13 protein-coding genes are annotated in these 13,165 nt (G+C 45.8%); 1 reads left to right on the top strand and 12 read right to left on the bottom strand.

The window, feature by feature from the left end:
- Nucleotides 1-151: 151 nt before the first annotated feature.
- From B3182_RS09165 to B3182_RS09150, 4 genes are read right to left on the bottom strand one after another with little or no spacing between them, the layout of a single operon-like run.
- Nucleotides 152-700: a pilus assembly protein PilP gene (locus tag B3182_RS09165; protein WP_292411505.1), complete on the bottom strand. Its 549-nt coding sequence runs from the start codon at nt 698-700 to the stop codon at nt 152-154.
- Nucleotides 700-1,287, bottom strand: a complete 588-nt coding sequence (locus B3182_RS09160; protein WP_292358244.1) for a type 4a pilus biogenesis protein PilO — start codon at nt 1,285-1,287, stop codon at nt 700-702. Before B3182_RS09160 ends, B3182_RS09165 begins: the two co-directional genes overlap by 1 nt.
- Before the next feature lie 2 nt (nt 1,288-1,289).
- The gene (locus B3182_RS09155; protein WP_292358246.1) at nt 1,290-1,850 is read right to left on the bottom strand and encodes a PilN domain-containing protein; all 561 of its coding nucleotides are present in this window, start codon (nt 1,848-1,850) and stop codon (nt 1,290-1,292) included.
- Nucleotides 1,850-2,908: a pilus assembly protein PilM gene (locus B3182_RS09150; protein WP_292358248.1), complete on the bottom strand. Its 1,059-nt coding sequence runs from the start codon at nt 2,906-2,908 to the stop codon at nt 1,850-1,852. Before B3182_RS09150 ends, B3182_RS09155 begins: the two co-directional genes overlap by 1 nt.
- A 188-nt stretch (nt 2,909-3,096) precedes the next feature.
- Here B3182_RS09150 and B3182_RS09145 point away from each other — a divergent pair, with 188 nt between their 5' ends.
- A complete protein-coding gene (locus tag B3182_RS09145; protein WP_292358250.1) occupies nt 3,097-5,496 on the top strand; it encodes a penicillin-binding protein 1A in 2,400 nt (799 codons plus the stop codon).
- A gap of 416 nt (nt 5,497-5,912) precedes the next feature.
- On the opposite strand, the gene B3182_RS09140 is transcribed toward B3182_RS09145, so the two are convergent.
- The 8 genes from B3182_RS09140 to B3182_RS09105 form a co-directional block, all read right to left on the bottom strand.
- Nucleotides 5,913-7,388, bottom strand: a complete 1,476-nt coding sequence (locus tag B3182_RS09140) for a M48 family metalloprotease (protein ID WP_292358251.1) — start codon at nt 7,386-7,388, stop codon at nt 5,913-5,915.
- Between the two features lie 27 nt (nt 7,389-7,415).
- On the bottom strand, nt 7,416-7,616 hold the full coding sequence (rpmE, locus tag B3182_RS09135; RefSeq protein ID WP_014705308.1) for a 50S ribosomal protein L31: 201 nt from the start codon (nt 7,614-7,616) through the stop codon (nt 7,416-7,418).
- 123 nt (nt 7,617-7,739) lie between these two features.
- Nucleotides 7,740-8,315, bottom strand: coding sequence for a class I SAM-dependent methyltransferase (locus B3182_RS09130; protein WP_292358253.1), 576 nt, complete (start codon nt 8,313-8,315; stop codon nt 7,740-7,742).
- Complete coding sequence (locus B3182_RS09125; RefSeq protein ID WP_292358255.1) at nt 8,315-9,766, bottom strand: TrkH family potassium uptake protein; 1,452 nt, start codon at nt 9,764-9,766, stop codon at nt 8,315-8,317. The genes B3182_RS09130 and B3182_RS09125 overlap by 1 nt, the downstream gene beginning before the upstream one ends.
- 6 nt (nt 9,767-9,772) lie before the next feature.
- The gene (gene lnt, locus B3182_RS09120) at nt 9,773-11,284 is read right to left on the bottom strand and encodes an apolipoprotein N-acyltransferase (RefSeq protein WP_292358257.1); all 1,512 of its coding nucleotides are present in this window, start codon (nt 11,282-11,284) and stop codon (nt 9,773-9,775) included.
- A complete protein-coding gene (locus B3182_RS09115; RefSeq protein ID WP_292358259.1) occupies nt 11,284-12,153 on the bottom strand; it encodes an HlyC/CorC family transporter in 870 nt (289 codons plus the stop codon). Before B3182_RS09115 ends, lnt begins: the two co-directional genes overlap by 1 nt.
- Nucleotides 12,150-12,614 (bottom strand): rRNA maturation RNase YbeY, encoded by a 465-nt coding sequence (gene ybeY, locus B3182_RS09110; protein WP_292358261.1) that lies wholly within the window; start codon nt 12,612-12,614, stop codon nt 12,150-12,152. The genes B3182_RS09115 and ybeY overlap by 4 nt, the downstream gene beginning before the upstream one ends.
- On the bottom strand, nt 12,611-13,165 hold a 555-nt coding region (locus tag B3182_RS09105; RefSeq protein ID WP_292752463.1), incomplete at its 5' end, for a PhoH family protein. The genes ybeY and B3182_RS09105, both read right to left, overlap by 4 nt.

The following is a 13,165-nucleotide window of genomic DNA, read 5'->3' as shown; positions in this document are numbered from 1 at the left end:
CAGTTCATTTGCTGAAACAAAACTGCTGACGAACAATAATGAAAGCAAACCCAGACTCGACCGCCACCGCTCCATAAAATTCTTGTCGATGTTGGTGAAGGCTTGACGCCGAGTGATTTTCATTCCGTATATACTCATCATTGTTTGGCCCTTAATTTATCTCTACGACGGGTACTGTCGTCTCACGCTCGTTATAGCCGTTTCCTTCAGGAACGATCTCTTTTAATGTCAGTTGTGTTTCACTGATCGCAACAATCTGGCCATGGTTCATACCCATATAGTTACCAATTTGCACACGATGTATCGTACTGTCTGGAGCCCGTATTAATGCCCATAAACTGTCTTGTTCCAGGGTGCCGACATATTGCAAATCAGCCAGCGAATAATTTTCCAGAATTTCCTTCATCCGGTTTTCATTAGGTTGAATGCCGTTATCAACCACTTGCTCCGGTTCCGGTTCGGGAACATCAATGACGGTTGGAACAAATGGATCACGTAACTCAGCAGCAGCATAACTGAATTTTTCGTAAGGCTTCATCACTGGAATGGGAGGAATATCAACTACTTGACGTGCTTTTACTTCGGCAACATAGGCTTGCAGATCGTCTTTTGGTTGTGAACAGGCCACGAGCATAAATGCCATGGAAAGCAGAAGAATCTTCTGAATCAATGAATGGATAACTATGGATATGTTCATCATTAATTACCCTGCTCGTCAAAGTAACGATAGGTCTTGGCCGTAATATCCATGGTCATATTCCCATCGCTGGTCAATGGACCCATTTTGAAATTATGCAGTGTCACAATACGCGGTAAGGCCGCTATCCCACTAATAAATTCAGCAAATTGATGGTACGTGCCAGTTACACGCATGGTGATCGGCAATTCAATGTAAAAATCAATTGGCCGTTCTTCTTCCGGTTTGAATAGTTCAAATTCAAGCCCATTTACCAAACCGGTTCTGGAAATATCTACCAGCAGATCAGCCACTTCACTTTTCCGGGGTAACTGCTGCAACATGGAAGCAAATGACAATTCCATTTCTTTCATCTGTTCTTTATATGCTTCAAGATTAACGGCTTTGCTTTGTTTTATCTCAAAGCTTGTGCGAAGTTCTGTTTCTGTTTGTTCAAGTTGCGCCAATTCGACGCGCTTATCTTTGATTATAAAGTAATAACCAGCGCCCCAAATCACTGCAAAAATCAGCAATCCGGCAACGATTTTTCCAATCAGAGGCCATTCGCCACTTTCATTGAAATCAATATCATTAACTGAAGGGATATCCACGACTATAGCTCCTCATCCGTTTCAGGTTTGGATTCAGTCACTTCCAGAGTGAATTGACGAATTGCATCATCACGGGAGGATGTACGCTGAATAACGCGAAGTGTTGATTCGGTGAACTCTGGATCATTATCGAGTTGATTCATAAATACGGATACTCTGGCATTAGTCTGTGCCACGCCCTGCACAATCAGTTTATCGCCCTCGCGGCTTAAAACTTGAAGATGAATACCTTCTGGTACAGTTCTCACAATAGAATCAAATACTTTTACAACTTTAGGACGGCTCTGCTGCAAATCCTGAATAACCCGCATTCTGGCCAGCAAACGATCACGTTGTTTTTCTAAATCCTGGATTTCTTTAATCTGCGTATCCAAAATGGCAATTTCTTTTTGCAAATAAGCATTACGCTGATTCTGTTTATCCAGCAAACTGTTCATATGGCTATTGAAAATAGCAAAAATGATAATGGCGAGAGCTAATGTCAGCCCCATCGCAATAAAGAACTGCTGCTGTCTTTCTTGGCGTTTTTCTTCGCGCCAGGGGAGAAGGTTGATATGTGCCATTAGTCAAAACTCCTCATGGCCAGCCCACACGCTATCATCATCGAGGGCGCATCATTACTCAATGCCTGCACCTTGACCCGGGTACCCAGCCCCATATCAGTGAAAGGGTTGGCTACTGACGTCGAGGTGCCTGTTTCTGACTCAACAATTTTATCGACACCTTCAATAGAGGCGCAGCCTCCTGCCAGAATAATATGATCAATTGATTGGTACTGGCTTGAAGCTGAAAAGAAAAACTGCAGGGCTCGAGTGATGGTTACAGCCATGGAACGTTTGAAAGGCTCAAGTACTTTTGGCGCGTAGTCATCCGGCAGGCTGCCATCTTTTTTGGCACGGCCCGCTTCCTGATAAGACATTCCATAATAACGCTCAATATCTTCGGTAAGCATCCGGCCGCCAAAAGTTTGTTCGCGGGTAAATACAATTTTGCCATTGACCAGCACGTGCAAGGTAGTAACGTTTGCACCGACATCGGCAACAGCAACCGTTAATCCATTACCCTGATTGGGTAATTGTCTGGCGATAAGAGAAAAGGCATTTTCAACAGTATAGGCTTCAACATCGACCAGCCGGGGTTTGAGACCAGCTTTTTCCAGCACATTGGTGCGAGCATCAACATTTTCACGACGCGAAGCGGCTAACAATACATCTACTGCATCAGCATCGGCTGCAGAAGGACCCAATATTTCAAAATCCAGACGCACTTCATCCAGTGGATAGGGAATATAGTTTTCAGCTTCCAGCATCACGTTTTCTTCCATGTCGCGTTCTGAAATGGAGGAAGGAAAGGAAACAACTTTGGTGATAGCAGAATTTGCCGAAACCGCGACTGCAGCATCTCGGGACTTCGTGCCTGAACGCTTTATAGCACGTCGTATCGCACCGGCAACTTCGTCGCTGTTTTCAATACGACCTTCTACCACAGCATTTACAGGAAGCGGTTCCACTGCGTAGGATTCGACGGTATAACGATCACCGCGTTTATTTAGTTCTAGCAGCTTCACAACCGAAGAACTGATGTCTATCCCTAGTAAAGGGGATTTCTTACGTCCAAACATGCATCGCCCCAATTCCATCGAAATGATGTGTGCAGTACACTTACACTTGTAAGTTAAAGTAGTTTATTAACAGTTACTAGGATGTCAACAACTAAAACTGTGACATCTTCCCAAAAAGTCATTAACTGGCTTTATTAGGATGTTTATATATACTCTACGGTTTTATTTTTTGCGAACGAAATAATCCAATGTCGCGACTTGTGTCACGCCTTTTTAAATGGGCCTTTACCTTTTTGATAGCTGGTCTACTGTTTATCGCTGTAGTCTATCTATTTCTGTCACCCAAGCTACCTAGCACGGAATCGTTGCGCACGATTCAGTTGCAGATTCCTTTACGTATTTTTAGTGAAGAAGGTCTTTTGATGGCCGAGTTTGGCGAAAAGCGCCGCATTCCGGTCGCTTATGAGGACTTCCCCACTCAACTCATAGAAGCTTTCCTGGCAGCGGAAGATGACCGATTTTTTGAACACCCGGGAGTGGATTATCAAGGCTTGCTTCGTGCAGCGTATTCGCTGGCACTCACGGGTGAAAAAACACAGGGTGGCAGTACCATTACCATGCAGGTTGCCCGGAATTTTTTCTTAAGCAATGAAAAAACTTATTTGCGCAAAATCAATGAAATTTTTCTTTCACTGGAAATTGAAAACACATTATCCAAAGAAGAAATTCTCACCTTATATCTGAATAAAATATTTCTTGGTCACCGCTCTTACGGTGTTGGTGCAGCGGCTCAAGTCTATTATGGGAAAACGCTGGACGAGTTAACGTTGGGTCAAATGGCAATGATAGCCGGTCTGCCAAAAGCGCCCTCGACGACTAACCCTATTACCGCCCCACAAAGAGCGCTGGACCGCCGTAATTATGTGCTCAGTAGAATGCTAGATGTCGGGTTTATTTCTCAGGCCGAATATCAAGAAGCAATAAAAGAAGAAGTAAGTGCCCGCTATCATGGACGTGAAATAGAAGTCTATGCTCCCTATGTTTCGGAGATGGTCCGTACCTATCTGATTGAGCAGTTTGGCGAAGAGATCTATGAAAACGGTACTAGGGTCTTTACGACGATTAAAGCCAAACATCAGCAGGCTGCCACTAAAGCTCTGCAGGATGCATTACTGGCTTATGATAAACGACATGGATATCGCGGCCCGGCTGCCAAGGTTGAGTTAAGCGAATTACCGGATCAGGCAGCTTCAGAACTGTTCCTTAAGGATTATTCAGTTATTGGTGCCCTCAGTCCAGCATTGGTATTAAGTATAGAAGATAATATTGCCCAGGTTTTTGTAAAACGCTTGGGCCAAATAGAGTTACCGTTTGCCGCAGTAAGTTGGGCTCAGCCACAACTCAGTGCTAACAGCATGGGCAAAAAACCACAGACTATCGACGACGTATTGGCGGTTGGCGATATCATCTATGTGCGGGAGCTGGAAGAGAATTCATGGCAATTGACACAGATACCGGAAGTCCAGGGAGCCCTGATTTCTCTTGCTTCTGAGGATGGAGCAATCACCTCCCTGCAGGGCGGATTTGATTTCTTTCAGAATAAGTTTAACCGGGTAGTGCAATCAAAACGTCAACCGGGTTCTGGCTTTAAACCATTTGTATACTCTGCTGCGCTGGAAAAAGGCTATACCGCGGCTACCGTGATCAACGATGCACCGGTGGTATTTGATGACCCCGGTTTGGAAAATGTCTGGCGTCCGGAAAATTACAGTGGTCGATTTTTTGGCCCAACTCGTCTGAGAGAAGCACTTACTCATTCAAGAAACCTGGTATCAATAAGGTTGTTAAGAGATATCGGCATTGCCTATACAGTAGATTATGTACAACGTTTCGGGTTTCAGCCTGAACAGGTTCCACCCAATCTATCTATTGCACTGGGAAGTGGTAATGCAGCACCAATTGATATGGCAAGAGCTTATGCTACTTTGGCAAATGGTGGTCACCTGATAGATCCCTATATTATTTCCCGGGTTGAAAATACTGCTGGTGAAATCCTGATGCAGACCAAACCCAAGAAAGTCTGCGACAGCTGTGCCATACCCGCAGCTGATATCAGTGAAGAAGAAGCCCTGATGCAAGCTGAATTGTTAGGCTTTTATCCCGCCAAGCAGGTCATTACCCCGCAAAATGCTTACATAATGAACAGCATGCTGCGTGATGTAGTGAAATTTGGTACAGGTCGTCAGGCATTAAGTTTAAATCGCGGTGACCTGGCTGGTAAAACCGGTACAACCAATGATCAATTGGATGCTTGGTTTAATGGCTTTAATCCCGATCTGGTTGCCATAAGCTGGGTTGGATTTGATAATCCCCGCACTTTAGGCCGCTATGAAACAGGCGGGCGTGCAGCTTTGCCAATGTGGATTGATTTTATGCGAGTTGCACTTGAAGATGTGCCCGAGAAAAACTTTGAACAACCTGTTGATATGGTCACTGTTCGCATCGACCCTGAAACTGGATTACTGGCACGTCCCGGCGATACCGAAGCAATCTACGAAACTTTCCGTAAAGATAATGTTCCGGCAATGCGTGGCGGCAGTGGTGCCACATCCACTGAACAGGATGACTCTCTGATAGAGCTGTTCTAGGGTCTGTTACTCTTTCTTAGCCACCTCTGTTGTGGGCTGAAAAAACATCAATCAATGTAGGACAAGAGTGATTGTGGGATACATGCATGTATCCCACTCAATTTCCGCTTTGGCAGACACGAAACTAGTCGCCAGTTAATGTGGAGACTCATTTTGTTCAACAAGGTGGATATGTCGCTGTAGTTTCTAAATAAGGTATTTCCAAGGTCGTAGGGGAAATAACGGGTAGTGGCTATGAAAAGCTAACCAAACTATGGCAAATGGAAAACACTATCATGCTAACAACTGCCGGCAGAATGACAGCTCAATAAATTGGCAACAATGATGACACCCAATTGAGGATATGTGGTTCAAATTGTAATTGAGGAGATACTTAATTGGATGCTGAACGTCAATCAGCGCACTGCAATTCTCAGTTAACGAACACGCTTGGCCAATTGTCCTGGCTTCAGTTCACCATTTGGATAATCGCCGTTCAATAGCCGCAATTGCTGCATCGGACTATTACTGATTCGTGTTTTGGCCGCCCAGCTGGAATAACTATCGTTACTATCGACTTTGACCACTTCGATACGCTGTGCTTCGGCGAATTGCTGTTCATCCTGACGCATAGCATGGAAGCTCATCACCGTCTCACGAAACGCCGGATCAAATTTATGGAAATCTCCTGACGATTTGGTGGTCGCAATAAAAATAAACGCTTGCTCTCGTAAATATATGACCGCCACTCGAACAGGCTTGCCCTCAGCTACGGTCAAACCAGTATAACCCTGTAAGCCATTAGTGGAGAGCGGCTCCCCATTTTTCAAATCTTTAATATTCAACCTTTCCCTAATAAACTCAGCGGGGGTCTGTTTACGATTAAGATCGGAAGCTCCCATCTCAATAATAGCGGCCCCTTGCGGCGCGGTTGCACGAAGACTGGAAGGGTTGTTCTGAATATGCCAATTCTGCGGAAAACTCAATGCAAACTGCATTTCACTATGATAGAAATTTCGACCAGAGCGAATACCCTGAGATTCACTGTCTCCAAACACCATGCCATCGATACGCTGCAGATAGCGCTCAGTACCTTCATCTTCTCGAACAGTGGTTTTGTATTTATCAGCCGCCTTAACAACTTCCTGCAGCCGAGTGTCATTATCTGGGTGAGAAGCAAACAGACCGTGGTAACCCTGATAATCCTGGCCTTGTTTTTTAGCCTCGGCTTCGGCAAAAGTTGCCTGATCTTTTAATACACCAATAACTTCTATCATGGCCTCTGAAGGATAGCCAGAACGGGCCAGGTATTCGGCACCAAGCCTGTCAGACTCTAATTCGTGTTCGCGACCATAACCACTAAGTAAAGCACCACCAAACACATTAAACAGATCCTGGGCACCTGCCGTGCGTAACCCCGGAAGCAGTATTGCTCCCAGTGTGTATCCTAAACTTGCTGCCTGGGCTGCACTTTGCTGGCGCACGCCATGGCGAGCAGTTACATGACCAATCTCATGCCCGAGAACGGCTGCAAGCTCAGCTTCGGAGTTCAGATAGGCCATCATTCCCCGAGTGATATAGATATACCCACCAGGTAATGCAAACGCATTGATAACCGGTGAATCTAAAACAGTAAAGCGATAAACCAAATCATCCCGATGACTGACTGCAGCGAGTCTTTGTCCGACATCCTGAACATATCTCTGCAACGCTTCATCTTCATAACGACCATATTGTTCAATGATCTGAGGATGGTAAGTGCGGCCCATCTCAAGCTCTTTATTTTCGCTGATCATCACAAAATCCTGGCCACCTGTCACGGGATTTTGTGCACAGCCGGATAAAAGGCCCAGAAATAACAAAGCCCCTGTCAATCGACAGAGGCTTTTGTATGTAATGTTGATGATGTTCATTAGTATCTTCGGCTTAAGCCCGCAAGATTATTTTCCGTATTTTTGACGGAATTTATCAACACGGCCAGCACTATCCAGCATTTTCTGTTTGCCGGTGTAGAACGGATGACATTCTGAGCATACATCCAGCGTCAGGTCATTGCCGCGTGTTGAACGGGTTTTGAAACTGTTACCACAGCTACAGGTAACATTGATTTCGCTATAATCTGGATGGATATCCGCTTTCATATCTGTTCTCGCCAATAATGATGTTTGCCCGACAAACACGATTTTTATGTTTGCCCTTTCTGAACCGCGTAATTCTACTGATCCGGCGACTTTTCAGCAAGTCCTATTAAGTATTTATTTTTATTATGACTTTTGTCCCACCAGCATCGCCATGTTTCGCCACCCCATGGAAGTATCTCCAAGTGTCGACTCTTCTCGATAAACTCTCAATTTCAGACTCGTAAATAAATTTAATAGTTCATTATCTGCCAGTAAAAATTCGGGATTCTGCGGACCGGAACCATCTACCTTATCGCGACAGAAGGTTTGATAAAAAAGTAAGCCCCCGGGCTTTAACGCATTGATAAGTTTCGGGCAAAGTTTGCGCTCCAGAAACTGACTGACGACAATGACATCAAAGCTCGAATTGTCAGGCGCTGCCACACTCACATCCCGCTGCTCAGTAATAACCTGTAACTGTCGCTGTTGAACCTCTGCATTCAGTTTCGCCAAAGCTTCAGAACTGATATCCCATGCGTGAGTCTGTAACCCCAGACTGGCCATCAACAAGGCATTGGCACCTAAACCACACGCCAAATCCAGCGCTATTCCCTGCTCAGGCAGTAAATGCTGATTTTGAGTAAGCACCAGAGCAGGCTCAGGATAAACAGCAATCTCTGTTCGATAGCGCTGATCCCATTTTTGCTGACTATCAGACATTATCGACGCCAGAATGCCGGGGTTAACACGACTAACAAGGTGAAGATTTCAAGACGACCTAATAACATGGCAACGCATAATATCCACTTTGATGGGGCATTAATCTGTCCAAAATTTGCCCCGACATCCCCCAGTCCCGGCCCAAGATTATTCAAACAAGCGGTTACAGCAGAAAACGACGTCACCACATCAAGGCCAGTGGCCATCAATAAAAGATGCATGATACTGAAACAGAAAACATACAAGGCAAAGAAGCCCCAGACCGCACCAACAACTTTGGGGGGTAGCGCTTTACCGTTCACTTTAATGGCAAATACAGCGTTAGGATGAATCAACCTTAACACTTCACGATATCCCTGTTTAAACAGCAGCATCGCGCGAATCACCTTAATACCGCCACCTGTGGAAAAAGCACAGCCACCGATATAGCTGGTCATCAATAATAAAATTGGCAGAAAACCTGGCCACAAATAATAATCGGTAGTGGTAAAACCAGTGGTGGTACCGATGGAAACCGCTTGGAAAATACCATGATGAGCAGCGGTCCAACCATCATCAAAGGTGCCGGTGAAATACAGATAAGTTGCCGTTATAAGCGAGATAACGAACATGATGCTTAAAAATACTTTTAACTCTGAGTCTCGCAGATAATGCATCAGAGTGCGATGGCGCCAGGCGAGAAAATGTAATGAAAAATTCATTGCTGAAACCAGCATGAAAGCCACCGCGATCATTTCAATCGTCGCGCTGTTAAAAAAACCCATGCTGGCATCGTGGGTGGAAAACCCGCCTATGGCGACGGTAGAAAAACTATGGCCAATGGCATCAAACCATGACATACCTGCCCAGTAATAGGCGATGGCACAAGCGATCGTCAGGCTCAAATAGATATACCAGAGTGCTTTTGCGGTTTCGGTAATACGTGGAGTTAATTTGGCGTCTTTCATCGGACCAGGTGTTTCTGCACGATACAGCTGCATGCCACCGACGCCTAATAATGGCAGGATAGCAACGGCCAATACCACGATCCCCATCCCCCCCAACCACTGCAGAAACTGACGATAAAACAATACGGCTTCTGGCAGCGTATCCAGACCAACCAGAACCGTCGCCCCGGTGGTGGTTAAACCCGACATGGACTCAAACACCGCATCGGTAATACTCATCGCGGGTGATTCGGTCAGATAAAACGGTAATGCCCCGGAAAAACCCAAAGCAATCCAGAACATTACCACCACGATAAATCCATCGCGGATCTTCAACTCTTTACGGTGTTTTCTCGCAGGTAACCATAACAGCAAACCAGTACTGACCAGAATCACAAACGCTGTCAGAAAGGCGGTAGCAGCGCCGTCGTTAAACCACCATGAAACCAGCACAGGTGGCAGCATAGTGATACTGAACAGGCTCAGTAAAATGCCCAGAATGCGCTGGATAGTCATTAATTGCATGGAAGATTAAGACTCTTTACGCCGATAAAAATACTGATAATACGCCCACAAAGTCAGCATCAGCAAAGTTAAAATCCATAATGGCCATTGCCCGAAACGCACGTAGGGAGTGACTCCCTCTCTGGGTTGAATGTCACCTTTCAGTACAGCCAGTTCAAATTGAGGACTTTGTTGCTGAATAACGCCCTTATAATCAATAAACGCTGAAATCCCGTTAGTTGTGACCCGCAAAATCGGCCGCCCGGTCTCCAATCCCCGGCTTCGTGAGATCTGTAAATGCTGGTGCGGTGCGAAAGAATCACCATACCAGGCATTATTGGTGGCGTTAATCAACATGGTTGCTGCCGGTACAGTTTCACGAACTTCAGATGAAAAGGCATCTTCATAGCAGATAGACACCCCGACCGGATGGCCTGCCAACATCATTTGCGGTTGATCGGAAGCGCCCGGCACAAACGCTGACATCGGTAAATCAAAGAATTTGATCAATCCACGCAGGGTTTCAAAAGGAACGTAATCACCAAATGGAACCAAGTGACGCTTGTGATAAAACACCGGTGTTTCGGTCAGACTGACCATACTGTTGTAATAATCTTCACCATTTTCATCCAACACCGGCAGCCCGAGAATAATATCGGTATTCTGCGAACGTGCTTCGCGACCTAATGGTTCGAGATAACCTTCATCTATTTGGTGATAAAACGCTGTTGCTGCATTTTCAGGCCAGACAATTACCTCTGCATCCCAATTCTCTCGACTCAGATCAGCATATAACTGCAATGTATTACGTAACTGCTGGGGATCCCATTTAATGTCCTGCGGCACATTGCCTTGAATCAAGGCTGCTTTAACCGGTTCACCAATGGGTTTGGTCCATTCAACCGATTGCAGGGAAAAAGCGCTGCCCCAAATCACTGCGGGCAAAATGAGAAATATCCATTTACGCTGGTAAACCACTATTGCCAGACTACCGGCGGTCAATGCCACCAGCCAGGAGGCACCGTGAACACTAACTAACGGAATAAAACCGGCAAGTGGGCCTTCAATTTGTCCGGTACCCACTTCCAGCCAGGGAAATCCTGTCAAAAACCAGGCTTTAAACCACTCAAACAAAAGCCAACTGCTGGGCAGTAATATCAGGAAATCTTTGCTGGATAATGCTGGACCAGTCAGGCGTTTTAACCCCCACCCCAATACGCCGATCATGAAGCCCAGAGCAACCACAAACAATGCGGTCAGCAAACCTGCAAGCACTATGCTGGCCTGTCCAAAAACATGGATAGCCACAAAAACCCAGGAAACCCCTACACCGAACATACCGGTACCAAACAGCGTGCCTCGCCACAACGCCTGGCGAGGACTGACACCTTGCCAACTGAGAAACAGCACAAGCAGGCTCAACACCGCCAATGGGTAATAGTGAAAAGGGGCTAGACTCAGTGGCAGGATGGCACCGGCCAATAATGCTGCCCAACTGCCAAATGCGCCTTGCCAAGCCATCTGCCTGGAAGTTGTCATTATTCTGTTTCGCTTTCGCTTTCAGTTTCTTCGGGTAACTTCACCATACGTAACAAATGAACTCGACGTTTATCTGCACGTAACACGGTGAATTCCAGTGCACCAATTGTGACTTGCTCTCCCCGGCCGGGCAGATGACCAAATTGATTCACTACATGGCCGCCAACCGTATCAAAATCATCGTCACTCCACTCGGTTTCAAAATACTCGTTAAAGTCTTCTACCGGGGTCAATGCTTTGACAGTGAAGGTATTGTCATCACGTTGCAGAATCGGCGCATCATCATCCACATCATGCTCGTCTTCAATTTCACCAACAATTTGTTCAAGAACATTTTCGATGGTGATCATGCCGGCAACACCGCCATACTCATCCACAACGATTGCCATATGATTACGACGGGCACGAAATTCACGCAGCAGAACATTTAAACGCTTACTTTCAGGGATAAACACCGCTGGACGTAACAATTCACGCAGATCAAAATTAAACTCACCAGAGCTGACCACTGCCGCCAGCAAATCCTTGGCGAGCAGAATCCCGATAACATCATCACGATCATCATCAATCACTGGAAACCGTGAATGCGATGTTTCCGTGACCAGCTTAAGTGTTTCTTCCGGTGGCGCATCTCGAGAAACCATCACCACCTGTGAACGCGGAATCATAATGTCGCGAGCTTGCATCTGTGAGACGCTCAAAGCGCCCTCGACAATCGACAAAGCTTCGGCATCGAGAATATGCCGTTCAGAAGCATTGCGTAGTAATTCAATCAACTGTTCCTGGTCTTTAGGTTCCAGGAACAGATTACTTAATTTTCGCACCCAGGAAACTGGACTGTCTGAGCGACTCGGTCGTCCCTCACTCATGATGTAACCCTCTGCTCTGTATAAGGATTGTTAATATCAAGCTTGTGTAAAATTTTAATTTCCAACGATTCCATTAATTCTGCCTCATCGTCTTCAATATGATCATAGCCAAGTAAATGCAAACAGCCATGCACAATTAAATGTGCCCAATGATCATTTATGGTTTTCTCTTGCTCGGCAGCTTCACGCTCTACTACCGGAACACACAGCACCAGATCACCTAACAACATAGGTTCTAGCGGCACAGGTGACTCAAAGGGAAATGATAAAACATTGGTCGGATAGTTTTTGCCGCGATAATCATTATTCAATTCGGCACTTTCGGCTTCATCGACCAGGCGAATGCTTAATTCACAGTCTTCGTTGACTTCCGCCAGCGCAGCACTGGCCCAGAGTTGAAATTGTTGTTCAGATGGCACATCTGCATCAGTTGCCTGCTGCAAATCGATAATGACGTTCACGACTTTGTTTCAGCCTTTTCGTAAGCCAGAATAACTTTCTGCACCAAGGAATGACGCACCACGTCTTTTGCCTGGAAAAAAGTAAAGCCAATGCCTTCAATATCTTTTAAGACTTCAATGGCATGACGTAGACCTGAACGGGTGGAACCCGGCAAATCCACCTGGGTAATATCGCCGGTGATCACCGCTGTCGAGTTATATCCCAGACGGGTCAGAAACATTTTCATCTGCTCAACCGTGGTGTTTTGTGCTTCATCCAGAATAATAAACGATTCATTCAAAGTACGGCCACGCATATATGCCAGTGGCGCTACTTCGATCACATTGCGTTCAATCAGTTTGGCAACACGTTCAAAACCCAGCATTTCATAGAGCGCATCAAATAAAGGCCGTAAATATGGATCCACTTTCTGGGCCAGATCACCTGGCAGGAAACCAAGTCTTTCACCGGCTTCAACCGCCGGTCTGACCAGCACAATACGTCTGGCAAAGTCGCGTTCCAGCGCTTCTACCGCACAGGCAACCGCCAGATAGGTTTTACCGGTACCGGC

This window comes from Methylophaga sp. UBA4204 (assembly GCF_002379485.1).
Taxonomy (GTDB): Bacteria; Pseudomonadota; Gammaproteobacteria; order Nitrosococcales; family Methylophagaceae; genus Methylophaga.
The sequence above is the reverse complement of the archived record's forward strand: the minus strand, read 5'-3'. Positions and strand labels throughout refer to the sequence as shown.

Excerpts from the sequence above, each read along its gene's own strand:
- B3182_RS09165 (WP_292411505.1), bottom strand. The coding sequence starts at position 700 with ATGATGAACATATCCATAGTTATCCATTCATTGATTCAGAAGATTCTT.
- B3182_RS09155 (WP_292358246.1), bottom strand. The coding sequence starts at position 1,850 with ATGGCACATATCAACCTTCTCCCCTGGCGCGAAGAAAAACGCCAAGAA.
- B3182_RS09150 (WP_292358248.1), bottom strand. The coding sequence starts at position 2,908 with ATGTTTGGACGTAAGAAATCCCCTTTACTAGGGATAGACATCAGTTCT.
- B3182_RS09145 (WP_292358250.1), top strand. The coding sequence starts at position 3,097 with ATGTCGCGACTTGTGTCACGCCTTTTTAAATGGGCCTTTACCTTTTTG.
- B3182_RS09140 (WP_292358251.1), bottom strand. The coding sequence starts at position 7,388 with ATGAACATCATCAACATTACATACAAAAGCCTCTGTCGATTGACAGGG.
- rpmE (WP_014705308.1), bottom strand. The coding sequence starts at position 7,616 with ATGAAAGCGGATATCCATCCAGATTATAGCGAAATCAATGTTACCTGT.
- B3182_RS09130 (WP_292358253.1), bottom strand. The coding sequence starts at position 8,315 with ATGTCTGATAGTCAGCAAAAATGGGATCAGCGCTATCGAACAGAGATT.
- B3182_RS09125 (WP_292358255.1), bottom strand. The coding sequence starts at position 9,766 with ATGCAATTAATGACTATCCAGCGCATTCTGGGCATTTTACTGAGCCTG.
- lnt (WP_292358257.1), bottom strand. The coding sequence starts at position 11,284 with ATGACAACTTCCAGGCAGATGGCTTGGCAAGGCGCATTTGGCAGTTGG.
- B3182_RS09115 (WP_292358259.1), bottom strand. The coding sequence starts at position 12,153 with ATGAGTGAGGGACGACCGAGTCGCTCAGACAGTCCAGTTTCCTGGGTG.